Origin of the sequence: Pseudoxanthomonas kaohsiungensis (assembly GCF_010211765.1) — a bacterium.
GTDB classification, from domain to species: Bacteria; Pseudomonadota; Gammaproteobacteria; order Xanthomonadales; family Xanthomonadaceae; genus Pseudoxanthomonas; species Pseudoxanthomonas kaohsiungensis.
Genome location: NZ_PDWO01000009.1, coordinates 18707 through 43655, shown reverse-complemented (window position 1 = coordinate 43655; position 24949 = coordinate 18707). Strand labels below are relative to the sequence as shown.

The 24949-nt window shown below is 70.1% G+C and carries 22 protein-coding genes; 9 read left to right on the top strand and 13 right to left on the bottom strand.

From position 1 onward, the window contains the following. Positions 1-227: 227 nt before the first annotated feature. Genes CSC66_RS10785 through CSC66_RS10775 form a run of 3 tightly spaced genes read left to right on the top strand, consistent with a single transcriptional unit; the run spans position 228 to position 3470 of the window. Positions 228-431, top strand: a complete 204-nt coding sequence (locus tag CSC66_RS10785; RefSeq protein ID WP_162377402.1) for an AbrB/MazE/SpoVT family DNA-binding domain-containing protein — start codon at positions 228-230, stop codon at positions 429-431. Between the two features lie 7 nt (positions 432-438). Then, positions 439-837, top strand: a complete 399-nt coding sequence (locus CSC66_RS10780; protein ID WP_162377401.1) for a type II toxin-antitoxin system VapC family toxin — start codon at positions 439-441, stop codon at positions 835-837. A gap of 41 nt (positions 838-878) precedes the next feature. Beyond that, on the top strand, positions 879-3470 hold the full coding sequence (locus CSC66_RS10775) for a bifunctional aconitate hydratase 2/2-methylisocitrate dehydratase (RefSeq protein WP_162377400.1): 2592 nt from the start codon (positions 879-881) through the stop codon (positions 3468-3470). 69 nt (positions 3471-3539) lie between these two features. Here CSC66_RS10775 and CSC66_RS10770 read toward each other — a convergent pair whose 3' ends face one another. From CSC66_RS10770 to asnS, 13 genes are all read right to left on the bottom strand, one after another. Beyond that, positions 3540-6776, bottom strand: coding sequence for a hypothetical protein (locus tag CSC66_RS10770; RefSeq protein WP_162377399.1), 3237 nt, complete (start codon positions 6774-6776; stop codon positions 3540-3542). Between the two features lie 39 nt (positions 6777-6815). Then, on the bottom strand, positions 6816-9470 hold the full coding sequence (locus tag CSC66_RS10765) for an N-acetylmuramidase domain-containing protein (protein WP_162377398.1): 2655 nt from the start codon (positions 9468-9470) through the stop codon (positions 6816-6818). A gap of 78 nt (positions 9471-9548) precedes the next feature. Beyond that, a complete protein-coding gene (locus CSC66_RS10760) occupies positions 9549-10151 on the bottom strand; it encodes a DUF2939 domain-containing protein (protein ID WP_162377397.1) in 603 nt (200 codons plus the stop codon). A 4-nt stretch (positions 10152-10155) separates the two neighbouring features. Next, positions 10156-10842, bottom strand: coding sequence for a DUF2461 domain-containing protein (locus CSC66_RS10755; RefSeq protein WP_162377396.1), 687 nt, complete (start codon positions 10840-10842; stop codon positions 10156-10158). Further along, positions 10839-12278, bottom strand: coding sequence for an exodeoxyribonuclease I (gene sbcB / locus CSC66_RS10750; RefSeq protein ID WP_162377395.1), 1440 nt, complete (start codon positions 12276-12278; stop codon positions 10839-10841). Before sbcB ends, CSC66_RS10755 begins: the two co-directional genes overlap by 4 nt. Before the next feature lie 11 nt (positions 12279-12289). Beyond that, positions 12290-13672: an FAD-dependent oxidoreductase gene (locus CSC66_RS10745; RefSeq protein WP_238394366.1), complete on the bottom strand. Its 1383-nt coding sequence runs from the start codon at positions 13670-13672 to the stop codon at positions 12290-12292. Positions 13673-13739: 67 nt separating this feature from the next. Then, complete coding sequence (gene kynU / locus CSC66_RS10740) at positions 13740-15014, bottom strand: kynureninase (protein ID WP_162377394.1); 1275 nt, start codon at positions 15012-15014, stop codon at positions 13740-13742. Between the two features lie 34 nt (positions 15015-15048). After that, the gene (locus CSC66_RS10735; RefSeq protein ID WP_162377393.1) at positions 15049-15612 is read right to left on the bottom strand and encodes a 3-hydroxyanthranilate 3,4-dioxygenase; all 564 of its coding nucleotides are present in this window, start codon (positions 15610-15612) and stop codon (positions 15049-15051) included. Positions 15613-15656: 44 nt separating this feature from the next. Then, positions 15657-16322 (bottom strand): carbonate dehydratase, encoded by a 666-nt coding sequence (gene can, locus CSC66_RS10730; RefSeq protein ID WP_162377392.1) that lies wholly within the window; start codon positions 16320-16322, stop codon positions 15657-15659. Between the two features lie 64 nt (positions 16323-16386). Beyond that, on the bottom strand, positions 16387-17022 hold the full coding sequence (locus CSC66_RS10725) for an FMN-binding negative transcriptional regulator (protein WP_162377391.1): 636 nt from the start codon (positions 17020-17022) through the stop codon (positions 16387-16389). Between the two features lie 4 nt (positions 17023-17026). Then, positions 17027-17326 (bottom strand): hypothetical protein, encoded by a 300-nt coding sequence (locus CSC66_RS10720; protein WP_162377390.1) that lies wholly within the window; start codon positions 17324-17326, stop codon positions 17027-17029. After that, positions 17323-17628 carry a hypothetical protein gene (locus CSC66_RS10715; protein WP_162377389.1) on the bottom strand — a complete coding sequence of 102 codons (306 nt, stop codon included), beginning with the start codon at positions 17626-17628 and terminating at the stop codon, positions 17323-17325. Before CSC66_RS10715 ends, CSC66_RS10720 begins: the two co-directional genes overlap by 4 nt. 8 nt (positions 17629-17636) lie before the next feature. Further along, complete coding sequence (gene asnS / locus CSC66_RS10710; protein WP_162377388.1) at positions 17637-19037, bottom strand: asparagine--tRNA ligase; 1401 nt, start codon at positions 19035-19037, stop codon at positions 17637-17639. 181 nt (positions 19038-19218) lie between these two features. On the opposite strand from asnS, the gene CSC66_RS10705 reads away from it, so the two are divergent. The 6 genes from CSC66_RS10705 (at position 19219) to CSC66_RS10680 (ending at position 24872) form a co-directional block, all read left to right on the top strand. Next, the gene (locus tag CSC66_RS10705) at positions 19219-19551 is read left to right on the top strand and encodes a HesB/IscA family protein (RefSeq protein ID WP_162377387.1); all 333 of its coding nucleotides are present in this window, start codon (positions 19219-19221) and stop codon (positions 19549-19551) included. 213 nt (positions 19552-19764) lie between these two features. Continuing rightward, positions 19765-21561, top strand: coding sequence for a DUF885 domain-containing protein (locus CSC66_RS10700; RefSeq protein ID WP_162377386.1), 1797 nt, complete (start codon positions 19765-19767; stop codon positions 21559-21561). A gap of 312 nt (positions 21562-21873) precedes the next feature. After that, entirely contained in the window at positions 21874-22302 is a 429-nt protein-coding gene (gene rpsF / locus CSC66_RS10695; RefSeq protein ID WP_162377385.1) for a 30S ribosomal protein S6, read from the top strand. A gap of 24 nt (positions 22303-22326) precedes the next feature. Then, entirely contained in the window at positions 22327-22557 is a 231-nt protein-coding gene (gene rpsR / locus CSC66_RS10690; RefSeq protein ID WP_052633502.1) for a 30S ribosomal protein S18, read from the top strand. 155 nt (positions 22558-22712) lie between these two features. Beyond that, a complete protein-coding gene (rplI, locus tag CSC66_RS10685; RefSeq protein WP_162377384.1) occupies positions 22713-23162 on the top strand; it encodes a 50S ribosomal protein L9 in 450 nt (149 codons plus the stop codon). 300 nt (positions 23163-23462) lie between these two features. Beyond that, entirely contained in the window at positions 23463-24872 is a 1410-nt protein-coding gene (locus CSC66_RS10680) for a replicative DNA helicase (RefSeq protein ID WP_162377383.1), read from the top strand. Positions 24873-24949 lie beyond the last annotated feature (77 nt).

The following is a 24949-nucleotide window of genomic DNA, read 5'->3' as shown; positions in this document are numbered from 1 at the left end:
CCGGCTCCTATGGCTGGGGCCGCCGCGCTCCGGCGGCGGCTGAAGGGTTCAGGGCATTATCCGATGCATTGGATGACGGGGCCGTGGCCGCTGGCAATCCGCCGTTAGGGGGAGGCGAGGGTCGCCGGTCCGCACCCGCATTGTGCGCCAGCGGCCGCATGCCGGTTTGAGTATGCATGGAATGGTATGTATTATCACGTCATACCAGAGCAGTCGTGGAGCGCGCCATGGAAGCCATCGTCGCCGAGCGTGGCCAGATCACCCTGCCCAAGGCCGTGCGCGATGCCCTGGGCCTAACCAAGGGCAGCGTGCTCAAGGTCGAGCTGGAGGGCAGCCGGATCGTGCTGCGCAAGAGCGTGGACGACGCGATCTCGCGCGTGCGCGGCCGCTTCGCCCTGGATGCGTCGGCCGCTGCGGCCGGCGAGGAATGAGCGGGCGATGATCGCCATCGATGCCCCGGTCCTGGTCGAACTGCTCACCGACGGCCCGCAGGCCGACGCGGCCGAGGCCTGCCTGCGCCAGTGCCTGGTCGGCGGGCGGGTGGTCGTGGCCGACGCGGCGCTGGCGCAGCTGTGCGCGCGCTTGAAGAACGGCGCCGAGGCGCTGGGCGCGCTGGAGGAGATGGGCATCCACTTCAACGCCCTGGAGGCCAAGTCGGCGATCCGTGCCGGCGAGATGTGGCGCCGCCAGCGCCAGCGCGGCGACGCGCCGCGGCCGATGGCCGGATTCCTGGTCGGCGCGCACGCGTTGCTGCAGTGCGATGGGCTGATCACCACCGACGTGGCGTTCTACCGCGAGTACTTCAAGGGCCTGAAGCTGATCGTGCCTCAGGCCTGAACCTTTTTCGCACCTACCATCGGATCCCCCGGAGAATCGCCATGCTGGAAGTCTACCGCCACCACGCCGCCGAGCGCGCCGCCCTCGGCATCCCGCCGCTGCCGCTGAGCGCGCAGCAGACCGCGGAGGTCATCGAGCTGCTGAAGGCCCCGCCGGCCGGCGAGGAGTCGTTCCTGGTCGACCTGATCACGAACCGCGTGCCCGCCGGCGTGGACGATGCCGCCAAGGTCAAGGCCTCCTACCTGGCCGCGCTGGCGTTCGGCACCGAGAAGAACGCGCTGCTGTCGCGCGAGCGCGCCACCGAACTGCTGGGCACCATGCTCGGCGGCTACAACGTGCAGCCGCTGATCGAGCTGCTCGATGACGCCGCGGTCGGCGCCATCGCCGCCGAAGGCCTGAAGAAGACGCTGTTGGTGTTCGACCAGTTCCACGACGTGGAAGAGAAGGCCAGGGCCGGCAACGCCAATGCCAGGGCCGTGCTGCAGAGCTGGGCCGACGCCGAATGGTTCACCAGCCGACCGGAAGTGCCGCAGAGCCTGACCATCACCGTGTTCAAGGTGCCGGGCGAGACCAACACCGACGACCTGTCGCCGGCGCCGGATGCGACCACCCGCCCGGACATCCCGCTGCACGCGCTGGCCATGCTCAAGAACAAGCGCGAAGGCGCGCCGTTCGTGCCCGAGGAGGACGGCAAGCGCGGCCCGGTCGCCGAGATCCTCAAGCTCAAGGAAAAGGGCCACCTGGTCGCCTACGTCGGCGACGTGGTCGGCACGGGCTCCTCGCGCAAGTCGGCGACCAACAGCGTGCTTTGGTTCACCGGCGAGGACATCCCGTTCATCCCGAACAAGCGCTTCGGCGGTGTCTGCCTGGGCAGCAAGATCGCCCCGATCTTCTACAACACCATGGAAGACGCCGGCGCGCTGCCGATCGAGCTGGACGTGTCGAAGATGGAGCACGGCGACATCGTCGAGCTGCAGCCTTACGCGGGCAAGGCGATCAAGGACGGGGAGGTGATCGCCGAATTCCAGGTCAAGTCCGAAGTGCTGTTCGACGAGGTGCGCGCCGGCGGCCGCATCCCGCTGATCATCGGCCGCGGCCTGACCGCCAAGGCGCGCGAGTCGCTGGGCCTGCCGGCCTCGGACCTGTTCCGCCTGCCGCAGCAGCCGGCCGATTCCGGCAAGGGCTTTTCGCTGGCGCAGAAGATGGTCGGCCGCGCCTGCGGCCTGCCCGAGGGCCAGGGCGTGCGCCCGGGCACCTATTGCGAACCGAAGATGACCTCGGTCGGTTCGCAGGACACCACCGGCCCGATGACCCGCGACGAGCTGAAGGACCTGGCCTGCCTGGGCTTCTCGGCCGACCTGGTGATGCAGTCGTTCTGCCACACCGCCGCCTACCCGAAGCCGGTGGACGTGAAGACCCACCACACCCTGCCGGAGTTCATCTCCACCCGCGGTGGCATCTCGCTGCGTCCGGGTGACGGCGTGATCCACTCCTGGCTCAACCGCATGCTGCTGCCCGACACCGTCGGCACCGGCGGCGACTCGCACACCCGCTTCCCGGTGGGCATCTCGTTCCCGGCCGGCTCGGGCCTGGTCGCCTTCGCCGCGGCCACCGGCGTGATGCCGCTGGACATGCCCGAGAGCGTGCTGGTGCGCTTCAAGGGCCAGATGCAGCCGGGCGTGACCCTGCGCGACCTGGTCAACGCGATTCCGCTGTACGCGATCAAGCAGGGCCTGCTGACCGTGGCCAAGCAGGGCAAGAAGAACATCTTCTCCGGCCGCATCCTCGAGATCGAGGGCCTGCCGCAGCTCAAGGTCGAGCAGGCGTTCGAGCTGTCGGACGCCTCGGCCGAGCGTTCGGCCGCCGGCTGCACCGTGCGCCTGGACAAGGAACCGATCATCGAATACCTCACCAGCAACATCACGCTGCTGAAGTGGATGATCGCCGAGGGCTACCAGGACCCGCGTTCGCTCGCCCGCCGCATCGCCAAGATGGAGGCCTGGCTGGCCGACCCGCAGCTGCTCGAGCCCGACGCCGACGCCGAGTACGCCGCGGTCATCGAGATCGACCTGGCCGACGTGCACGAGCCGATCGTGGCCTGCCCGAACGACCCGGACGACGTGAAGACCCTGTCCGACGTGGCCGGCGCCACCATCGACGAGGTGTTCATCGGGTCGTGCATGACCAACATCGGCCACTTCCGTGCCGCGGCCAAGCTGCTGGAGGGCAAGCGCGACATCCCGACCCGCCTGTGGGTCGCGCCGCCGACCAAGATGGACGCCAGCGAGCTGACCAAGGAAGGCCACTACGGCACCTTCGGCACCGCCGGCGCGCGCATGGAGATGCCAGGTTGCTCGCTGTGCATGGGCAACCAGGCGCAGGTGCGCGAGGGCGCGACCGTGTTCTCCACCTCGACCCGCAACTTCCCCAACCGCCTGGGCCGCAACTCGAACGTCTACCTGGGCTCGGCGGAGCTGGCGGCGATCTGCTCGCGCCTGGGCCGGATCCCGACCAAGGCCGAGTACATGGCCGACATCGGCGTGATCAACGAGAAGGGCGCGGAGATCTACCGGTACATGAACTTCGACCAGATCGAGGAGTACCAGGACGTGGCCAGGACGGTCGCCGCCTGAGGCATCCGTCGCCAGCAACGGGAAAGCCCGGCCATGTGCCGGGCTTTTCTTTTGCCCTCGTCGTCGCCTTCAGATCCGCAGCACGCCGACGAAGTTCTGCAGCCATTCGCCCAGGTTGGGCGTCAGGGTGGCGGCCAGCATCAGCAGCAGCACCAGCAGCTTGGTGCCCAGGATCCGCATCAGGTCCATCAGCGAGACGTGCTGGGCGTCCTTGGTGAACATCTGCCCGATCAGGGGGGCGCGCTCCAGCGCGATCGACAGCCACGCGCTCACCACGAAGGCCAGGGTCATCGAGCCCAGCGCCACCGCGCTCTGTTCCCATTCCAGCGCGAACGGGAACACCTCCTGCATCGCCAGCAGCACCACCGGCGCGGCGAACGAGGCCCACAGGCAGCTGCGCACGCAGGTCAGGCCGAACTTCATCTCGGCGACCGTCTGGTCGCGCCAGCGTGCCAGGCGCGCGCGCGGGTCGGCCGATGCCACGGCGGCCTGGACGTCGGCCGGATCGGGCACCGGCCAATGGTCGTCGCCGCGCTCCAGCGCCAGCCAGTCCTCGTCATGGAACACCGCGGCCAGCGGCGAGCGCGGCGGCATGCCCAGCCAGTGCGGATTGGGCCAGTCGGCGGGCAGGGCGCCATCGGGCAGGCGCTCGATCACGTGGTCGCGCAGGTCGCGTCCCAGCCGGACCAGTCGTCCGTTCTGCAGCAGGGCCTGCGACAGGAAGAACACGCCCAGCCCGAGCAGCGCCAGCGCAAGCGCGCCAGGCATGCGCACGCCATCGACCGCTTCGGGCATGCGGCTGCCCCAGTAGGCCAGCGGCGCCAGCACCGCGGCGATGGCCAGCAGGATCGAACTGAACGTGTAGCGCCGGCCCAGGTAGCGGCCGGCATCGAACTCCACCGGCGCATGCCGCAGGTGGAGCGCGCAGCGCCGGTTCCAGGCTCGCAGCCGGGTCATCACCAGCCCGGCGAACCACAGGTACAGGGCGAACATCGCCCACAGGGTGATCCGGTCGCGGCCATGGATCAGGTCGAGTGCACCGCGCATGGCGCCGCGGAACTGCTCGGTCAGCAGCAGGTGGCCCCAGCGCACCGCGAACAGCAGCAGCGTTGCCAGCGCGAGCAATGCCAGCAGCGAGCATGCCAGTGCGGCGGCGCTGTAGCCGGGACGGCCATCGGTCGGCGCAAGCCGCGACCCGTGCCCGTCGGGGCCGCCGCGCAGCATGCGGTCCAGCCGCCAGCCGGTCTCGCGCAACGCATAGCGCACCGGCGGCAGCATCGTGCGCCCGGGTCGCGAGGACAGCATCAGCCACAGGCTGGCGACCAGCGCCAGGCTGGCGGCGGCGACCAGGATCGGCAGTACCAGGTTGAGCGAGAGCACCCGGAAGTCGGCGGCGATGAGCGTGCTGCGCGTGCGTGCGCGCCAGGTGCCGGTCGCCGGGCCGGTGGCCGTTCCCGTCGCCGCGGGCGCCTGCTCGAGCCGCATGTACGTATCCGGGTCCAGGCCCTGCAGTCCGGCCAGCGTGATCACGCTCAACGGCGACCGGTTGCGACCGCCGTCGGCAGGCGCGGGGGCTTCCGTCGCCGGCGCACCGGGGCCGGCCGACGCCAGGAGATCCTGGCTGGCGCGGAACAGGTTGGCCGCGTAGTCGGTCGGGAAGGCGAAGATCCGGCGCGTGCCGGGCACGACTTCGCGGTCGGCAGGACCAGTTCCGCTGCTTTCGCGCGGCCGCTGGCATTCGGCGCGGTAGCGGCGCCCGCCTTCGACCATGTCCACGTAGCAGGCCTGCATGCGACCGTTGGCGACCATCAGCGTGCCGCGGTTGGCGCGGCGGTACTCCGGGTGGGTGAGCAGGTGGTCGCCCTCCAGCGCCACCGGAATCGCGCCGGGTACCGAACGCCGCACCACCGCCAGCATGAACAGCCGGTCGCGCACGTCCGTGGCCACCACCATCACCGCGCGCGGCCGCACGTAGACGCTCAGCGCATCCATCAGCTGCTGCAGGCTGAGCTCGTCCGAACGGGTGCTCAGCTGCGGCTGGTATACCGGCGGCAGGTCCAGGCTGGTGCCGGCATCGCGCATGTCCAGCTCGAGGAAGCGTCGCGGCACCAGCTCCGGGTTCTTCGCCGCTTCGCGATCCAGGCTGGCGTGCTCGGCGCGGATCGCCGAGATGTTCTGCGGAAACTGCAGGTAGGTCGGCTGCGGGCTGCCGACGCAGGCCGGCACATCCCCGCCCATGGCCTCGGCCGCGGCCCGCTCGCCGGCCAGCTGGGTGCGGCTTTCCTGGCTGCCCTGGCCGAACGCGGATTCCTCGGTCAGCACCACCACCTCGCCGGGGCAGATGCCGTGCACGATCTCCAGGTAGGCGAACAGGTGGGCCATCTGCGCCAGCTGGTCCCACTGGGCGAAGGTGCGGTAGCGCAGCGAATGGCGGCCGGAAGGATCGTCCTGTTCGATCAGCCGGTTGCTGGCCACGGTCGCCGAGGGACTCAGCAGGTCCAGGTGCAGGCCGGCCTGCCCGGCGATGCCGGCGATGGACGCGAGCGAGCCTGAGAACGTCGGGCCGAGCACGGCCACCCGCGCCGAAAGCGCGGGGTCGGCGTCGACATCCGCGACTTCCGTGGCCATGCATGCGGCGCCGCGGTCGTCGCGGACCGGGCGTTCGCCACCGGCATTGAGCGCGATGACCTGCCGCGCCGCCCGGCAGAACGCCAGCCGCTGCACGCCGAAGGTCGGCGACTCGCCGACCAGGTAGAGGACGAAGTAGCGCGTGCGCGGTCCGGTGTTTTCCGCGTTGCGCCAGGCATCGTTGCGGAACACCAGGACGCCGGGCGTGCTGCGGAACGGACGCGGTGGCGGGCCGTCGCTCTTCTCCGTCGCGACCGGCCAGGGCATCGCGTGGCCCTGCAGCACGTAGCCGCTGAACTGGAAGCTGCGCACCAGCGTGGCCACTTCGATATCGAACGAGCGCGCCAGCCGCGATTCGACGGGGTCGGGGAGGGTGGCCAGCGCGGCCTGCCAGTACGCGCCGCCGGCGGCGCTGACGCCGGGCAGTGGGTCGAATACGTCGCGAACGGCGGCCGAGTCGACCAGCACGCCTTCCCCGCGCGTGGCCGGGTCCGCTTCTGCGGGCGCCTGTGCGCCGGCGGCCAGCGGTGGCGATGGCAGGACGACGGTCGCACCGACCGGGCCCTGCCAGGCCAGCGTTGCAGCCAGCAGGACCAGCATTGCCGCCCACGCGCGCGCGCTCACGAACCGGCGCGTCGTCCGGTCAGCGACGCGCTGCGGAACGATTGCCGCGTCCATGTCGTCGCTCCTGCTGGCGGCCGCCGTGGCGCCGTCCGCTCAGGCCTTGTGGATGAGGTCGAACACCAGCCGCTGCAGCGCCTTGTCGTCATCGAGGCTGCCGTGGGTGGTCGCCTCGGTCGAACGGCTGGCGCTGCCGTCGATCGCGGTGGCGCTGGGCAGCCGGGCGATGTCCGAGTGCGGGCTGGCCACGGCCATCATCTGCGCGCCCCACGGCAGGGTGGCGCGCGCGGGCACCAGGTCGCGTTCCAGGCCCAGGATCGGCGTTTCCTTCTTGTCCTCGAACGATCGCGAGACCAGGTACAGCAGCGAGTGCCCATAGGGCTTGCAGGTCGGGTCGGCGCGCTCGGCCGCATCGGTCAGGTGCGCCACCAGTAGCTTGGTCCCGGTCTTGAGCACCGCCTTGCCCAGCGTGCGGTCGAACTCGTCCACGCGCACGGCCGGTGCGATCAGGCTGACCGAACGCAGGTCGAAGCCGGCCGTGATGGCCGCCGTGCCCAGGTGCGAATGCAGGATCGCCCCGGCCGAATGGCCGATGAGGTGAAGGCGTACCTTCGGCAGGCCATAGGCCTTGCCTTGGGCCTTGTACAGGTCGAACAGCAGGCGCACGCCGGAAGCCGAATTGCTGCTGATCCGGGCCGCGTTCTCCTTCATCTCGTTCCACAGCGGCCGCCCCAGCGGGCGGGCGATGCCCTCCACGCGCTGGTTCCACCACTCCTTCCACTGGTCCTTGACCTTTTGCCAGGCCCCCGACGCGCGCGCCTGGTCCGGTGCGATCTTGTCCTCGATCATGTTGCCGATGGTCTTGATCGCGCCGGTCTCCCACATCAGGAACACCGGGAAGATCCGTTCGTCGTACAGCGCCGGCACCCACAGCTTGGCCGACTGCGCGGCGGCGTCCTCGTCGTTGAGGCCGCCGTGGGCGTAGATGGCGATGTCGACCGCCTGGTTCGCGCGCACGCCCCACTTGCGGCAGGCTTCCTTGAGGTGGATGCGCAGCAGCGCGTCGACGTCCGATTCCTGGGTGCGGAACTGGCCGCGCTGGCTCAGCCGGCCGTCGTTCTCCATGTTGATGATGAACGGGCTCAGCTCGTGCGCGGCGAGGATCGGGTTGCTCGACACCACGCCCTTGCCGCTGGTGTCGATGCGCAACGAGGTGGCGTCGGCGATCGCTTCGTGCTCGGCGGTGACCACGCCCAGCTGCGCCACCCAGCAGTCCATGGCGTTCTCCAGCCAGTCGCTGTAGCGCAGCACCGCCAGCCCGCCCTTGCCCCAGACGGGCCCCCAGGAGTTGTGCACGATGAAGCCGTCGCGGGTGTAGCCGACGATGGCGAAGGCGTGGCCGCCATCGGGGCTGCCGCTCTTGCGCTTGATCACCGGCAGGTCGGCCGGGTCCTCGGGGCGCGGCACGGCCTGCTCTGCCAGCAGCTCTTCCCAGCCGCCATGCGTGAAAGCGCTGGCATACAGCGCGCCGACCTGGTCGATCGCCACGTGCATGTCGCGCAGCGAGCGCGGGTCGATGCGGTAGTAGGCGCCGAGCGGGCGCTTGATCGCGTCGGTCCACCAGTCCTCGCTGGCCGCCGCCTTGGGCAGTGGCATGTCCATCTTCGGCCACAGCCGGGCGCTGCTGGCGCCGTGGCGCAGCCAGCCCTTGAGCGCGCCGCGCAGCGAGGAGCCCGAATCGGCCTCCGGACCGCCGTCGTCGTTCTCGGCCCACTCGTCGTAGCGGCGCGCCATGCTGTAGAGCATGAACGGCGACATCGACTCGACATGGCGCCCGGCGCGCACCAGCAGGTATTCGATCACCACCGCCAGCGCGTAGCCGGTGCAGGCGCTGGTCAGTCCCTGGTCGAGCATCGGCCGCACGTCCGGCGGGTAGCGCACGTCCAGCGGCGCGGAGGAGACCGGCGGCTGGTACTCCCAGTCGCGCAGGTCGACCGCGTCCGGGCGCACGTTGAACACGCGGCTGGTGCGCTTGCGCGCGGTGCCGGCGGCGGTGAGCTCGAGCATTTCCAGCGGCGCCAGCTCGGGCCTGCCGGGTGCGACCAGGGAGCGGGGCGACGGCGCCTTGGCCCCGGCCCGGCGCCCGCCGCGCACCGGGGCCGCGTCATGGCGGGCGTAAGCGGCCGCCATCTTCTCGTCGTAGCGGTTCTGCCGGTAGCCCGGGCCGTTGTACAGGCTGGCGAACTTGGCCCAGTCCTTGCGCCGCAACGGGACGACCAGCGGCGAGCCCGGGCGCGAGAGCAGGTTGGCGAACGCCTCCACCTGGCCGTCCGCGCCCTGGGCGTGGCATTCGACGAAGCGGCCCACGCTGTCCAGGCCGCACAGCGCGTAGTTGAAGCCCATGATCTGGAATGCGCCCCAGCTGGCCGACTGCATCGCCGCGGCAGGATCGAGCGCGGCGGCCTTGTCCAGCCGCTTCCATTCGCCGGCCAGCGAACCGGAGTACTGGCGACGGTCCCACCGGGGGTAGCTGATGTTGGGATGGCTGGCGCTGTACCGCCCGGCGGTGAGGCGATGGAAGACGTGTCCTTCGAACAGGATCTTCGGGCGCCGGTCCGGCGCCGGCAGGAACCCGCTGCCGCTGGACTCCACCTCGGCCACGGCCTTGAGCGCGGCAAGTTCGACCTGCAGCCGGTTCGCCAGCTGCTGCCACATCGCCTCGCTGACGCTGCGCTTGATGTCCGTGTCCATGCGGGCTCCACTCCTGTGCGGGTGACTACGAGGTCAACGCAGTTGGGCTGGCATCCAGGACACCGCCGCTTGAAGGCTTCAGCGCAGGTAGGCCGACAGGTCCTCGGGCAGGCGGATGTCGACCAGGCGCCAGCGCAGGCCCTGGCGCTGCAGGACGAACACGGTCCGGCGGCCGTCGCCATGGTCCACCGTGCCGGTGAAGCGCGACGGCGATTCGTAGCGCAGGCGCGCGCCCTGAAGCGGGCGCGCCGGTTCGGCCGGCGCCCAGGTGTCGCCGCCGACGGTGCGCCCCCCGGCCCGTTGCCAGAGCGCATGGCCCTGCAGCAGCGCGCCGATGCCCAGCGGCGTGGCCAGCGTATCCACCGCCACGCCGGTGGCGCCGCCGGCCATCGCCAGCGCGATCGCGCCCAGCGGGTTGGAAGCGATGTCCTGCCCGGCGGCGCGGACCATGCGGTCGTCGAGCTGGGCCTTCAGGTTCACCCGCAGGCGCGGGAAATCCACATGGCGCTCCAGCGCGGCGGTATCGCGCTGGGCGATCGCCCGTTCGATGCCGCGGATCGCCAGCCACGGCCCGGCGGCCACCCAGGCCACCAGTGCCAGCGCGGCCAGCACCACCGCCGCCACGATCCAGGGCGCGCGGCGCGGCGGCTTGCGGATCGTGCCCGGTGCGGGAGCGGCCATGGCGTCAGAACTCCAGGTCCAGTGCGGCGCAGAGGTAGTCGATGAACGGGCCGAGTGCGGCCAGGTCGGTCTCCAGCGTCTTCTTCAGGCGCGGGCCGGTCATGGCCGCGTCGTCCAGCGAACGCCAGAGTACCCAGTTGCGGTGCTTGAGGTCGTCGATGAACTCGAAGTCGGCGGGGAAGCCGCGCGGCGGGCGCGACAGCACCTCGCTGTCGTCCAGGTCGAAGCGCCGGCGCAGGGCGGGCGCGTGCGCGACCTTCTTCCATGAGCCGGGGTTGTCGAGGATGAACTGGCGCACGCGCCGCTGGGTGTCGGGTTCCGGGTGCCACAGTCCGCCGCCGACGAAGCTCCCGCCGGGCTGCAGGTGGATGTAGAACGACGGCGCGGCGACTTCGCGGCGGCGCTCGTGGAACAGGCGCGCGCCCTGCCAGGGCTTGTACGGCGACTTGTCGCTCGAGAAGCGCGCGTCGCGGTGGATGCGGAACAGCGAACCGCCGACCGTGCGCGGGTCGGCGCGGAAGTGCGGGCTGACCGCGGCCAGCGCCGGCTGCAGGTCGGTGATCAGGCGCAGGAACGGCTGGCGGACGTGCGCCTCGTAGTCCTGCCGGTGCGACTCGAACCAGGCCTTGTCGTTGTGCCGGGCCAGGCCGCGCAGGAACCTGAAGCTGGCATCGTCGAAGTAGCGGCTCATAGTCCTCCCTGGAGATCGCGCCCCCATTGCTCGATCCGGTCGAGCAGGGCGAGTTTGCCGCCATCGCCGGCATGGGCGGCGCGCAGGGCGGCGATTTCGGCGAAGTAGCCGTCGAAGGTGTATTCGGACAGGCCTTCGTCGCGGGTCAGCCGGCGGCGCCGGTAGTCGTCCCAGCGTGCGCGCTCGCCAGGGTCCAGGGTCTGGGGCCAGTTGCGCGCGCGGTAGCGGAACAGCAGTTCGGGCAGGCGCCCGTCGCGGAAGTCGAACGCGCGCGCGCCCAGCCCGGCCGGCGCGGTCGAGCGCACCTGCGTGCACAGGCGCCGGTCGCCGTCGCCGCAGAAGCCCGCGTACAGGGAACCGTCGACGTCGGCTTCGGCGTGCTCGCGGCCGCCGGCGAAGACCTGCCGCGCCTTCTCGGCCAGCACCGGGCCGTGCGCACGCAGGCGCGCGGCCTTGGCCTGCGCCGCGTCCGGGTCGATGCCCAGGCGCTGGAAATCCTCGCCGCGCAGGTGCGCCCACGGCACCAGCATCGGCGAGCGGTTCAGGTGCACTTCCTTCAGCGGAACCCGGTCCACGCCCGGCGGCAGGTCCGCCGCCGGCGTGTAGAGCCGGTCGGCGATATCGCCGGCGTCCTGCTCCAGCAGCGCGTCCTCGTCCCCGTCCAGGTCGAACACGATCACCCGGTTGGAGATCGACGGGTGCGCGGCCAGCGGAAGCACCGCGGCCGCGCACAGCCGGCTGGCCGGATAGCGCTGCGAGACGTGCAGCACCGGCTGCATGGCGAAGGTGTCCAGCAGGCCGGCGGCATGGCGCTTGTCGCGCAGCTTCAGCGCGTAGTCCCAGAGCCGGGGCTGCGCCTGGCGCAGCAGGCGGGCCAGGCCGATGGTGGCATGCACGTCCGACAGCGCCTCGTGGGCATCGCCTTCGCGCACGTGGTTGGCCAGGGCCAGGTGTTCGAGCCGGAACGAGGTCGCGCCGTCCTCGCGCCTGGGCCAGGTGATGCCGTCCGGCCGCAATGCGTGGGACAGCCGCAGCACGTCGAGCAGGTCCCAGCGCGAGTTGCCGCCGCGCCATTCGCGCTCGTAGGGATCGAAGAAGTTGCGGAAGAGCGTATGGCGGACGAACTCGTCGTCGAACCGCAGCGAGTTGTAGCCCAGGGTGCAGGTGCCCGGGCGCACCATCTCCTCGACGATGCGCGCGGCCGCCTCGGCCTCGGGCAGGCCGTCGCGCAGCGCCTGCTGCGGGGTGATGCCGGTGATCAGGGTGGCGACGGGGGAGGGCAGCAGGTCGTCGGCCGGCTGCACGAACAGGCTGACCGGTTCCTCGATCACCTGCAGTTGCGCGTCGGTGCGCACCGCGGCGAACTGGGCGATGCGGCTGCGGCGCGGGTCGGCGCCGAAGGTCTCCAGGTCGTAGAACAGGAAGCTGTCGGGCATCGGCATGCGCGTCAGTGCGCGCCCTCCAGGACCGGCAGGCGTTCGTGCACGCGGCGGCCAAGCGCCTCCCAGTCGATGCCGGACAGGTCGCGGCGTCCCTGCGTCGCCTCCACCAGCAGCTCGCGCTGGATCTCGCTGCGTTCCAGCGCCACCGCGTACGGCGTGCGCATGAAGGTGACCATCGTGTAGTGCGGCACGAAGCGGGTCGGGTGGCGGTGCTGCAGGGCCCGCTCCAGTTCGCGCTGCAGCAGGAAGGCCGGATCGTCCACCCGGTCGCGCATCTCGATGTAGTTCTCCAGCGCCATGGCCTGGATCGCCGCGGCGTTGGGCTTGCGCTCCTGCTCGAACGCGGCGAAGGCCTGCGCCAGCGAAGCCTCGCGGTCCATCGCATCGGCCAGCGCCACGCAATCCTCGAAGGCGCAATTCATGCCCTGGCCGTGGAACGGCACCATCGCGTGGGCGGCGTCGCCCAGCACGACGGCCCGTGCGCCCAGGTGCCAGCGATCCAGGTACAGCGTGCCCAGCAGGCCGGGCGGGTGGTGCTCCCAGTCCTGTTCCAGGTCGGGGATCAGCGGCAGCGCATCGGGGAAGTCGCGGGCGAACAGCGCGCGAACCTCCGTGCCGCTGCGCACGCTGGCGAAGCTGGGATCGCCGCTGCCCGGCGCGGCGTGGTTGGGCAGGAACAGGGTGACGGTGAAGGTCCGCTCGTCGTTGGGCAGGGCGATGCACATGTAGCGGCCGCGCGGCCAGATGTGCAGCGCGTTCGGCTCGATCCGGAAACCGCCGTCGTCCGCCGGCGGGATGGTCAGTTCCTTGTAGGAATGGTCGAGGAATTCGGTGCGCTCGCCGATTCCGGCCCTGCGCACCATCTCCGCGCGCAGCGCCGACCCGGCGCCGTCGCTGCCGATCAGGGTCGAGAAGCGGATGTCCTGCGGCTGGTCGTCGCGGTCGTCGATCAGCCGGGCGTAGCCGGCGTCGAAGTCCACCGTATGCAGCCGGCGATGGAAATGGATGGTGGCGCCGGCCCGTTCGGCGGCCTGCAGCAGGGTGATGTTGAGGTCGGCGCGGTGCACCGACCAGATCACTTCCGAATCGTCGCGGCCGTAGGGCTGCAGCTGCAGCGAGCCGTCCAGGCCGTGGATCATGCGCCCGCGCATCATCACCGCCTGCGCCATCACCGCCTCGTCGACGCCCGCCGTGCGCAGCGCGTGGCGTCCGCGCTCGGCCAGGGCCAGGTTGATCGAGCGCCCGGATTCGTAGCCCTTGATCCGCGGGTCGCCGCGGCGCTCGTAGACGGTGACCTTCCAGCCGCGCTGCGACAGCAGGATCGCCAGCAGAGAGCCGGCGAGGCCGGCGCCGATCAGGGTCAGCTCGCGGTGCCGGTCGCCGTCCAATCGTTGCTCTCCATCGTCCGCGTCCCCGCCGGGGACGGCGGTCCGGCTGTTGTCCGGGGGCGCCTGGTCACACACCGCGCCAGTGCTCCACTTCCTCGACGAAGCGCAGCACGTCGGCGAAGCGGTTGTACAGCGGCGCGGGCGAGATGCGGATGATGTCCGGCTCGCGCCAGTCGCCGAGGATGCCGGTGTCGCGCAGGTAGTCGAACAGCTCCCGGCCGCGTTCGCGACCGCCGGCCACGCGCAGCGACAGCTGGCTGCCGCGGCGCTGGGTCTCGGCGGGGGTGACGATGTCCAGCGTGCCGACCAGCCGTTGCCGGATCAGCGTCTCCAGGAAGCCGGTCAGCTTCTCCGACTTGGCGCGCAGGGCGGCCATGCCGCCGGCGCGGTCGAACTGGTCGAGCGAAGCGCGCAGGGGCGCCAGCGCCAGCACCGGTGGATTGGACAGCTGCCAGCCGTCGGCGCCGGGGGCGGGCACGAATTCGGGCGCCATGCGGAAGCGGGTGGCCGGATCATGGCCCCACCAGCCGGCCAGGCGCGGCATCGCCGAACGGCCGTGGCGTTCGTGCACGAAGCAGCCGGCGACCGCGCCCGGCCCGGCATTGACGTACTTGTAGTGGCACCAGACCGCGAAATCGGCGCCGCTGTCGTGCAGCGCCAGCGGCAGGTTGCCGACCGCGTGGGCCAGGTCGAAGCCGATCGCCGCGCCCTGGGCGCTGGCCAAGCGCGCGATCGCCGGCAGGTCGAAGGCCTGCCCGGTGCGGTACTGGATGCCCGGCCACAGCACCAGCGCCAGGCGGGGGCCATGGACGGCAATGGCGCGTTCGATGGCGGCCATCGAGATCGTGCCGTTGGGCTCGTCCGCCTCCACCTCGACCAGGTCGGTGGCCGGATCGAAGCCGTGCAGGCGGATCTGCGATTCGACCGCGTGCCGGTCCGAGGGAAACGCGCCGGCCTCGATCAGGATCGCCCGCCGCGCGGCGGTGGGCCGGTAGAAGCTGGCCATCATCAGGTGCAGGTTCACGGTGAGCGTGTTCATCGCCACCACTTCCTGCGGTTGCGCGCCGACCAGCCGCGCCAGCGACTCGCGCACCAGGCCGTGGTAGGTCATCCAGGCGGTGTCCCCACTGAAATGGCCTTCGACCGCTTCACTGGCCCATTTGTCGAGCACCTCAAGCACGTGCGCACGGGCGGCGCGCGGCTGCAGGCCCAGCGAGTTGCCGACGAAGTACGTCTGCTCGCGGTCGCCGTGCCGGGGGATCAGGAACTCGCCGCGGAACGGGCGCAGCGGATCGGCGGCGTCCATGGCCAGGGCGTGGGTGCGGGCGTCGGCGTGGCTCATGGATTCCAGTTGCGCAAGGTGAGGCACGGCCGCATCAGGTGATGTCGGCCAGCGATTCGGGCTGCGGGTCGTAGCGGTCCGGGCGCGGATTGAGGTGGCCGCAATGCTTGCAGGTGCGGTGCTCGTCCGAGCCGTAGAACCGGTCGAACACCGGCGGGAAGTCCTGCTCGATGTCGCGCAGGTGGAAGTATTCCTCGTACAGCTTGTGGTTGCACTGTTGGCAGTACCACAGCAGGCCGTCGTCCTCGTGCGCCAGGCGCCGGCGTTCGACCACCAGGCCGACGCTGCCCGGCAGGCGCTGCGGCGAGTGCGGGACGCGCGGCGGCAGCAGGAAGATCTCGCCGGCGCGGATCGGGATGTCGCGCACCTTGCCCGCGCCGCCGTCCGGGTGTTCCTGGATGCGCAGCACCATCTCGCCCTCGAGCTGGTAGAACCACTCCGGGCCCTCGTCCCAGTGGAAGTCGGTGCGCGCGTTCGGGCCGCCCACGACCATCACGATGAAGTCGCCGTCGTAGATGCACTTGTTGCCGACCGGCGGCTTGAGCAGGTGGCGGTGTTCCTCGATCCAGGCCTGCAGGTTGAGCGGGGCGGGCAGCATGGCGGGTTCCTGCGGCAATGCGGTCACGGCGCGGGGCGCGCGGATCAGCGGTTCTCGCGGTCCTGGCGGATGCGGGCCAGGGCGGCGTCGTACTTGTCCGTCAGGCAGTCGATCGAATCGATGTCCATGCCCAGGTGGTGCACGCGGCCGTCCTTGAGGCTGTAGACCCAGCCGTGCACGGTCAGTTCCTGGCCGCGCGTCCAGGCGTCGCGGACGATGGTGGTCTGGCACACGTTGACCACCTGCTCGAGTACGTTGAGCTCGCACAGGCGGTCGTGCTGCAGCTCAAGGCCGCCGGAGGCGTGCAGGCACTCGGAGTGGCGCTCGGCCACGTCGGTCACGTGGCGGATCCAGTTGTCCACCAGGCCCAGCCGCAGCCGCGTCAGGCCGGCGTAGACGCCGCCACAGCCGTAGTGGCCGACCACCAGTATGTGCTTGACCTTCAGCACGTCCACCGCGAACTGGATCACCGACAGGCAGTTGAGGTCGGTGTGGACCACCACGTTGGCGACATTGCGATGGACGAACACCTCGCCCGGGGCCATGTCGATGATCTGGTTGGCCGGCACCCGCGAATCGGAACAGCCGATCCACAGGTACTCCGGCGCCTGCTGCTGGGAAAGCCGCGAGAAGAATTCCGGGTCCTCGGCGCGCACGCGCTCGGACCAGGCATGGTTGCGGCGGATCAGTTCGTTGAGTTCGTCGGCCATGCCGGCATTATCACAGACAACGGCGGCGTTGCCGCACCCTCCGGCGCGGGCTCGGCGCGACCATTCACTCCGGGCGTCGCCGGGCCAGGCGGTCGGCCATCAGCGCCGCCACCTCGGCCGCGGCGTCGCCCGGCTGCCGGCGCAGGCCGGCGATGGCGCCCTCGACATTGGCCGGCGGATGGTTCTGGTTGAGCTTGAACTTCAGTTCGATCCGGCTGGGGTGGAAGCGGAAGCCGACGATGCCGCGCAGCTGGCGGCGTTCGCGTTCGTCGTCCGGGTCGTAGCGCCAGTGGCCGCCGACGGGCGGTTCGAAGCGCTCACCCAGGCGGGCCACGATCGAGGCCAGGTCGGCCTCCTCGTGCAGCGGTTCCAGCGTCCCGGACAGGTGCGCGGCGGCGTAGTTCCAGGTCGGCACGCGCGCAGCCTGCGCCTTGTCCGGATACCAGCCCGGCGAGATGTAGTGGTGCGGGCCGTGCACGACCAGCAGCGCCGGGCCGGCATGGCCGGCTTGCGGATTGGGGCGTGCCCAGTGGCCTTCCAGCAGCACCTGCCCGCCGTGGCGGGCGTAGAGCACCGGCAGGTGCGTGGCCACGGGCAAGCCGTCGCCGCCGGGGGTCACCAGGGTGGCGAAGGGGTCGCGCGCCAGCAGCCAGTCCAGGCCGGCCAGGTCCTGCTCGGCGAAGGCGGACGGGGTGTACACCCGCTCAGGCCCGGCGGCCGAGGCTCACGCTCATCAGGCCGACGAGTTCCTCGTCGCTGGGCGCGCGCGGCGGGGCGATCTCGTCCAGCGAAAAGCCGTGCTCCAGCGCATCGTCCTCGTCCAGCCCGTCGAATTCGACGTAACCGGCATCCAGCAGCATCGAGCGCGCGGTGTCCTCGCTGTCGTAGGCGTGCACCGCGCCCTGGTGGTCCAGGACTTCGGCGGTGCCGGCCTCGCGCTCGCGCAGCCGTGCCCAATGCAGCGTGCGGCCGAGCGTGGCCACCCACCAGGTGTCGCGGATCATGGCAGTACCTCCGCCGCCAGCCACAGCAGGCCGGCCAGCGCCAGGGAAACGAGGGTGGTCAGCAGCGCGATCCGCGCCGGGGTCGCCAGTCCGCTGAGCGAGTGGTCGGCGGTGCTGCGGTAACCGCCGGCGAGCAGCCAGCGCAGCGCGGCCGGGCTGGCGAACGCGCCGGGACCGAAATCCGCGGGGGTGCCCGCGTGGCGGTCACGCACGTGCACCAGGGTCAGCGGCCAGAAGATCACGAACGCGCTGGCGCCGGCGATCGCCACGCCGACGAAGCACAGGGCCAGGAAAAGGATCATCGGCTCTGCTAGAACTCGGCGCTGCCGGGCGCGCGCGGGTAGGCGATCGCGTCGCGGATGTTGGACAGGCCGCACACGTACACCACCAGGCGCTCGAAGCCCAGGCCGAAGCCGGCATGCGGCACGCCGCCGTAGCGGCGGAAGTCGCGGTACCACTGGTAGTGCTCGGGATCGAGGCCGAACTGGGCCATGCGCGCGTCGAGCACGTCCAGGCGCTCCTCGCGCTGGCTGCCGCCGATGATCTCGCCGATGCCCGGGGCCAGCACGTCCATCGCCGCCACGGTCTTGCCGTCGTCGTTCAGGCGCATGTAGAACGCCTTGATGTGCTCGGGGTAGTTCATCACCACCACCGGGCGGCCGACGTGTTCCTCGGTCAGCCAGCGCTCGTGCTCGGTCTGCAGGTCCAGTCCCCATTCGACCGGGAACTCGAACTTCCTGCCCGATTTCTGCAGCAGCCTGATCGCCTCGCTGTAGTCGATGCGCTCGAACGGGGCGTTGATGAAGCCCTCCAGCCGGGTGACCGCGTCCTTCTGCACGCGCTCGGCGATGAAGGCCATGTCGTCGGCGCGCTCGTCCAGCACCGTGCGGAACAGGTACTTGAGGAAGTCCTCGGCCAGGTCGGCATCGGCGGCCAGGTCGGCGAAGGCGATCTCCGGCTCGATCATCCAGAACTCGGCCAGGTGCCGGGTGGTGTTGGAGTTCTCGGCGCGGAAGGTCGGGCCGAAGGTGTAGACCTTGCTCAGCGCCAGGCAGTAGCCCTCGACGTTGAGCTGGCCGGAAACGGTCAGGAAGGTCTCCTTGCCGAAGAAGTCGCGCGAGAAGTCCACCTCGCCGTCCTTGCCGCGCGGCAGGTTGGCCAGGTCCAGGGTGGAGACCCGGAACATCTGCCCGGCGCCCTCGGCGTCGGAGGTGGTGATGATCGGGGTGCTGATCCAGTAGAAGCCGCGCTCATGGAAGAAGCGGTGCACGGCCTGGGCCAGGCAGTGGCGGATGCGGGTGACCGCGCCGAACAGGTTGGTGCGCGGCCGCAGGTGGGCGAACTCGCGCAGGTACTCGAGCGAATGCTGCTTGGGCTGCATCGGGTAGGTCAGCGGGTCCTCGACCCAGCCGACGACCTCGATCCTGGAGGCCTGGATCTCGAAGCTCTGGCCCTGGCCCTGCGACGCCACCAGGGTACCGGTGGCGATCACCGAGCAGCCGGTGGTCAGGTGCTTCACCTCGGTGTCGTAGTTGGGCAGGGCGGCCGGCGCCACGACCTGGATCGGGGCGAAACAGGAGCCGTCGCTGACGTTGACGAAGCTCAGCCCGGCCTTGGAGTCGCGCCGGGTGCGCACCCAGCCGCGGACGGTGACCTCGCCGCCGGCGGGGATCCTGCCCGCGAGCGCATGTTCGACGCTGACCACCGTCATGGCTTGAATCCTTCTGTCCTGGAGCCCATCTGGGAGGAGCGGGAGTGTAGCGGCTGCGGCCGCGCCGGTGCGAGGCGCCGGGCCTGCCACCGCGTCGCTGCGTCCTGCATGGCACGCCAATCACGGCGCCGGCAGGACGCCGCCTGCGCCTATAATCGCCCAGCAATCCCGGAGATGCCCGATGGCCGTAACCCTGACCCCTGTCGCCCTCGATCGCGTGCAGCGCTTCCTGCAGCGCGACCCGACCGCGCTGGGCCTGCGTTTCGGCGTCGAGCGGACCGGCTGCTCCGGCTGGGGCCACGTGGCCGACCTGGCCCGCGACCGCCGCGAGGGTGATGCGGTGTTCGAGCAAGACGGGGTGCGGATCTTCGTCGATGCGCAGAGCCTGCCGCTGGTCGACGGTACCCGGATCGACTTCACCCGCCAGGGCCTGAGCGAGACCTTCGTGTTCGACAACCCCAATGCATCGGCCGAATGCGGCTGCGGGGAGAGCTTTACCACCGGGCCGGGCTGAGCCCTGCCTGCGCTGGAGTTTCCAGGAGCCCAGCCCACCGGCGACCAGGCACCGCCCCCGGCCGGTGGTGCAGATGCGTCGGCAAGTCCGGCGCCCGAGGTGAAGACCGTGCCATCGCGGCCTGGTCCGCATCGCGCCCGGATGGGGACCTGGGGCACAGCCGCCCGCGTGCCCGCCGCGTTAGTCTTGGCGTTTTCCGCCACCGGACTTTCCATGCGCCGCACCGTCCTGCTCGTCGCCCTGGCCGCCTGTCTTCCGTACCCGCCCGCTTTCGCCGCCGATACCCCGGTCGCCGCCGCGCGCAACGAGGCCGCCGCCGCGCTGCACCGCCTGTTCGATTCGGAATGGGAGCGCGGCCTGCGCGAATCGCCGGAGAACGCGGCCTACCAGGGCGACCGCCGTTTCGACGACCGCTGGAGCGACATGAGCCTGGCCGCGATCGAGCGCCGCGAGGCCGCCGACCGCGAGGCGCTGGCCGCGCTCAGGCGCATCGACCGCGCGGCGCTGTCGCCGGCCGACCAGCTGAACTACGACACCTTCGCCTGGCTGCAGGAGCGCACGGTCGCCCGGCAGAAGTTCCGCGAATACCTGCAGCCTGTCGGGCACCAGGGCGGCGTGCAGACCGCCGACGGCATCGCCGAACTGCTGCCGTTCGCCAACGCCCAGGACTACCGCAACTGGATCGCGCGCCTGGACGCGCTGCCGGCGCTGGTCCAGCAGACCACCACGCTGATGCGCGCGGGCCTGGCCGCCGGCAGCATGCCGCCGAAGGTGCTGATGCAGCGCGTGCCCGGCCAGATCGCCGCGCAGGTGGTGGAGGACCCGGCCAGGAGCCCGTTCTACAAGCCGCTGCTGAAGATGCCCGAGTCGATCCCGGCCGCCGAACAGGAGGCGCTGCGCATGCAGGCGCGCGATGCGATCGCCGGCAAGGTGGTGCCGGCCTACCGCGAATTCGGCCGCTTCTTCGACCAGGATTACCTGCCGCACGCACGCGACAGCATCGCCGCCACCGACCTGCCCGATGGCCCGGCGTACTACGACTTCCTCGCCGGCTGGTACACCACCACCGACCTGACCGCCGAGCAGATCCACCAGATCGGCCTGAAGGAAGTGGCGCGGATCCGCGCGGAGATGGAGAAGATCCGCCAGGAAGTCGGCTTCAAGGGCGACCTGCAGGCGTTCTTCCAGCACCTGCGCACCGATCCGAAGTTCTTCTACCAGGAGCCGGCCGAGCTGCTGGAGGCCTACCAGGCCATGTCCAAGCGGATCGACCCGGAACTGGTGAAGGTGTTCCGCACCATCCCGCGCCTGCCGTACGGCGTGCGCCCGATCCCGGACAACATCGCCCCCGATACCACCACCGCCTACTACCAGCCGGGCGCGGTCGACGGCAGCCGCGCCGGCTTCTACTACGTCAACCTGTACAAGCCGGAAGTGCGGCCGAAGTGGGAAATGCTGGCGCTGTCGCTGCACGAGGCCGTGCCGGGCCACCACTTCCAGTTCGCGCGCGGCGCCGAGCTGCCGGACCTGCCGATGTTCCGCCGCACCGCGTACTTCGTCGCCTATGGCGAGGGCTGGGGCCTGTACGCCGAGCGCCTGGGCTACGACATGGGCCTGTACGACGATCCCTACGACCGCATGGGCCAGCTGGCCTACGACATGTGGCGGGCGGTGCGCTTGGTGGTGGACACCGGCATGCACGCCAAGGGCTGGAGCCGGCAGCAGGCGATCGACTTCTTCATGGACAACTCGCCCAAGACCGAGCAGGACGTGGTCAACGAGATCGACCGCTACATCGCCTGGCCGGGGCAGGCCCTGGCCTACAAGATCGGCCAGCTGCGGATCTCGGCGCTGCGCGAGGAGGCCGCCCGCGAGCTGGGCCCGGCGTTCGACGTGCGCGACTTCCATGACGCGGTGCTCGACACCGGCTCGGTGCCGCTGGAAACCCTGGAAGCCCACATCCGGTCTTGGATCGCGACCCAGAAGGCGGTCAAGGCAAAAGCCACTTAATAATAGCAATATCAGCAAGATGCGGTAAATTTATGATGTATTGGAGCAAGTGTTAGCCGTCGGGACGGCGGCCACGACTCCCTCCCATATGGTCGGGCCGGCCGCGCTCATGCGTCGGCCGGAATGGCCAATGCGTCGCGTGCCGCCCCGGGCGAAGTACGTTGTCCGGCAGGCGCATTTGCGTCCAAGTGCCTGAGCCTGCATAATTTCCGGCTCCCTGCGCCATCCGGGCAGGGACCTTGCCCCACCGCTTCCGTTCCGGTCGACGGGGGGCTGCCAGGCCCGCGAGGGCCGCATCCACGAGGAAATGCAATGAGCCGCCATTACGAAGTCGTGTTCCTGGTCCACCCCGACCAGAGCGAGCAGGTGCCGGCGATGATCGAGCGCTACAAGTCGACCATCGAGAACGGCAAGGGCACCATCCACCGCCTGGAAGACTGGGGCCGCCGCCAGCTGGCCTATCCGATCCAGAACCTGGTCAAGGCCCACTACGTCCTGTTCAACGTCGAGGCCGACCAGCCGACGATCGACGAACTGGTCGAGACCTTCCGCTTCAACGACGCGATCCTGCGCCACCTGGTCATCCGTCGCGACGGCCCGGACACCGAGCAGTCGCTGATCATGAAGACCAAGGACGAGAAGGGCGACAAGCCCGAGCGTGGCGAGCGCCGCCGCCGTGACGAAGAAGGCGAGGGCACGCCCGCCGCCGACAACGACGGCGACAACGCCGAAGCCGCCTGATCGCGCCCCCCTAGGAGCACACCCATGTCCAAGTTCTTTCGTCGCCGCAAGTTCTGCAAGTTCACCGCCGAGGGTGTCAAGGAGATCGATTACAAGGATCTCAACACCCTGCGCCAGTACCTGACCGAAAACGGCAAGATCGTCCCGAGCCGCGTGACCGGCACCAAGTCGCGTTACCAGCGCCAGCTGTCGACCGCGATCAAGCGCGCCCGTTTCCTGGCCCTGATCCCGTACACCGACAACCACGACGTTTGATGCGAGTCCCTCGCAGGAGCCCGCACATCCCTGTGCGGACTTTTGACGAAGAGCGCTCGACTTACCGAACTGGCTGTTGAAACCAAGAACGTCCGATCCGGACAGCGATCGTTGCGGCGCCCACGGGCGTCGCTAACGGATAGAGGAGCAATACGATGCAACTGATCCTTCTGCAGAAGGTGACCAACCTGGGCAACCTGGGCGACAAGGTCAACGTGAAGCCGGGCTACGGCCGCAACTTCCTGGTCCCGCAGGGCAAGGCCGTGCCGGCCACCGCCGCCAACCTGGCCGAGTTCGAGGCCAAGCGCGCCGAGTACGAAGCCAAGGCCAAGGCCGGCCTCGAGGATGCCCAGGCCCGCCAGGCCAAGCTCGAGGGCGCCAGCGTGACCCTGAAGGCCAATGCCTCGACCGAAGGCAAGCTGTACGGCTCGGTCGGCCCGCGCGACATCGCCGAGGCGTTCACCGCCGCCGGCCTGCCGCTGGAGAAGAGCGAGGTCATCCTGGGCGAAGGCCCGCTGCGCCACACCGGCGAGTTCGACGTGCTGGTCCACCTGCACGCCGACGTCGAGGCGACCGTCAAGGTCGTGGTCGAGCCCGAGGCCTGATCGACCGCTTCCGGCCGTGGCCGGAACGCGTGTACCAACGGAGGGCGCCGCGAGGCGCCCTCCGCATTTGGGGCGTCGGCGCCGCGAGGCGCCCTCCGCATCCGGTGCTCGCCGCAGTGGCCTCGGCGCGTCGCGGTGCAGGTGCCCCGGTCGCATCTGGCGAGATGCCCACCGGTTATGCACAGGGTTATCTGCAACCCTCGGCTGGCCGCTCCGACTACGATGTCCGCTCCGGTTTTCCTACCTTCCATCGAGCGATCCGCCCAGCCTGGCGGACCCGCCCAGGAGTCCATCGCCCCGATGTCCGCACGCCCCGGCTTCCGCAACGACCGTGATCGCGACCGCGGTGACGCCCGCATCGAGCAGTTGCGCGTGCCGCCGAACTCGGTCGAGGCCGAACAGGCGGTGCTGGGCGGGCTCATGCTCGCGCCCGAGTCCTACGATGCGGTCGGCGACATCCTGGTGGAGAACGACTTCTACCGGCGCGACCACCAGCTCATCTACCGCGCGATCCGCGAACTGGCCGAAAAGAACCGGCCGTTCGACGCGGTCACCCTGGGCGAGTGGTTCGATTCCCAGGGCTACGCCGAGCAGATCGGCGGCGGCGCCTACCTGGTCGAGCTGGCGACCACCACGCCGTCGGCGGCCAACATCCGCGCCTATGCCGAGATCGTCCGCGACAAGGCCGTGCTGCGGCAGCTGATCGAGGTCGGTACCGGCATCGTCAACGACGGTTTCCAGCCGGAGGGCCGCGACAGCGCCGCGCTGCTGGCCAAGGCCGAGCAGGAGGTGTTCGCGATCGCCGAGGCCGGCTCGCGCGGACGCCAGGACTTCACCCCGGTCAACCGCGCGTTGACCGAGGCCTTCGAGGTCCTGCAGAGCCGCTACAACAGCGGCGGCGGCGTCACCGGCATGGCCACCGGCTATACCGAATTCGACGAGATGACCGCCGGCCTGCAGCCGACCGACCTGATCATCCTCGCGGCGCGCCCGGCGATGGGCAAGACCACGCTGGCGCTGAACATCGCCGAATACGGGGCGATGAAGTCGAAGAAGGCCGTTGCGGTGTTCTCGATGGAAATGTCGGCCTCGCAGCTGGCGTTGCGCCTGATCTCCTCGATGGGCCGGGTCAACGCGACCCGCCTGCGCACCGGCCAGCTGGAAGACGAGGACTGGAGCCGGGTCACCAGCGCGATCAAGATGTTGCGCGAGGTCAAGATCTTCATCGACGACACCCCGGCGCTGTCGCCGGACGTGCTGCGCTCCAAGGCTCGCCGCCTCAAGCGCGAGCACGGCCTGGGCCTGATCGTGATCGACTACCTGCAGCTGATGCAGGTGCCGGGCAACAGCGAAAACCGGGCCACCGAGATCTCCGAGATCAGCCGTTCGCTCAAGGCGCTGGCCAAGGAGCTCAACGTGCCGGTGATCGCGCTGTCGCAGCTCAACCGCTCGCTGGAGACACGCACCGACAAGCGCCCGGTGATGGCCGACCTGCGCGAATCGGGCGCCATCGAGCAGGATGCGGACCTGATCGTCTTCATCTACCGCGACGATTACTACAACCGCGAGAACTCGCCGGACAAGGGCCTGGCCGAGGTGATCATCGGCAAGCAGCGAAGCGGCCCGACCGGCTCGGTCAAGCTGAAGTTCTTCGGCGAGTACACCCGCTTCGACAACCTGACCCACGATTCGGTGGGCGTGTTCGAGTAGGGGAGGGCCCGGCCATTGCGGCCGGCTCCGGCGCGCGCGGACAGACACCTAGCGCTCACGATCGGCGCCTTACCATC

Coding starts and splice junctions, on each gene's coding strand:
- CSC66_RS10785 (WP_162377402.1), top strand. CDS start 228: ATGGAAGCCATCGTCGCCGAGCGTGGCCAGATCACCCTGCCCAAGGCC.
- CSC66_RS10780 (WP_162377401.1), top strand. CDS start 439: ATGATCGCCATCGATGCCCCGGTCCTGGTCGAACTGCTCACCGACGGC.
- CSC66_RS10775 (WP_162377400.1), top strand. CDS start 879: ATGCTGGAAGTCTACCGCCACCACGCCGCCGAGCGCGCCGCCCTCGGC.
- CSC66_RS10770 (WP_162377399.1), bottom strand. CDS start 6,776: ATGGACGCGGCAATCGTTCCGCAGCGCGTCGCTGACCGGACGACGCGC.
- CSC66_RS10765 (WP_162377398.1), bottom strand. CDS start 9,470: ATGGACACGGACATCAAGCGCAGCGTCAGCGAGGCGATGTGGCAGCAG.
- CSC66_RS10760 (WP_162377397.1), bottom strand. CDS start 10,151: ATGGCCGCTCCCGCACCGGGCACGATCCGCAAGCCGCCGCGCCGCGCG.
- CSC66_RS10755 (WP_162377396.1), bottom strand. CDS start 10,842: ATGAGCCGCTACTTCGACGATGCCAGCTTCAGGTTCCTGCGCGGCCTG.
- sbcB (WP_162377395.1), bottom strand. CDS start 12,278: ATGCCCGACAGCTTCCTGTTCTACGACCTGGAGACCTTCGGCGCCGAC.
- kynU (WP_162377394.1), bottom strand. CDS start 15,014: ATGAGCCACGCCGACGCCCGCACCCACGCCCTGGCCATGGACGCCGCC.
- CSC66_RS10735 (WP_162377393.1), bottom strand. CDS start 15,612: ATGCTGCCCGCCCCGCTCAACCTGCAGGCCTGGATCGAGGAACACCGC.
- can (WP_162377392.1), bottom strand. CDS start 16,322: ATGGCCGACGAACTCAACGAACTGATCCGCCGCAACCATGCCTGGTCC.
- CSC66_RS10720 (WP_162377390.1), bottom strand. CDS start 17,326: ATGATCCGCGACACCTGGTGGGTGGCCACGCTCGGCCGCACGCTGCAT.
- CSC66_RS10715 (WP_162377389.1), bottom strand. CDS start 17,628: ATGATCCTTTTCCTGGCCCTGTGCTTCGTCGGCGTGGCGATCGCCGGC.
- asnS (WP_162377388.1), bottom strand. CDS start 19,037: ATGACGGTGGTCAGCGTCGAACATGCGCTCGCGGGCAGGATCCCCGCC.
- CSC66_RS10705 (WP_162377387.1), top strand. CDS start 19,219: ATGGCCGTAACCCTGACCCCTGTCGCCCTCGATCGCGTGCAGCGCTTC.
- CSC66_RS10700 (WP_162377386.1), top strand. CDS start 19,765: ATGCGCCGCACCGTCCTGCTCGTCGCCCTGGCCGCCTGTCTTCCGTAC.
- rpsF (WP_162377385.1), top strand. CDS start 21,874: ATGAGCCGCCATTACGAAGTCGTGTTCCTGGTCCACCCCGACCAGAGC.
- rpsR (WP_052633502.1), top strand. CDS start 22,327: ATGTCCAAGTTCTTTCGTCGCCGCAAGTTCTGCAAGTTCACCGCCGAG.
- rplI (WP_162377384.1), top strand. CDS start 22,713: ATGCAACTGATCCTTCTGCAGAAGGTGACCAACCTGGGCAACCTGGGC.
- CSC66_RS10680 (WP_162377383.1), top strand. CDS start 23,463: ATGTCCGCACGCCCCGGCTTCCGCAACGACCGTGATCGCGACCGCGGT.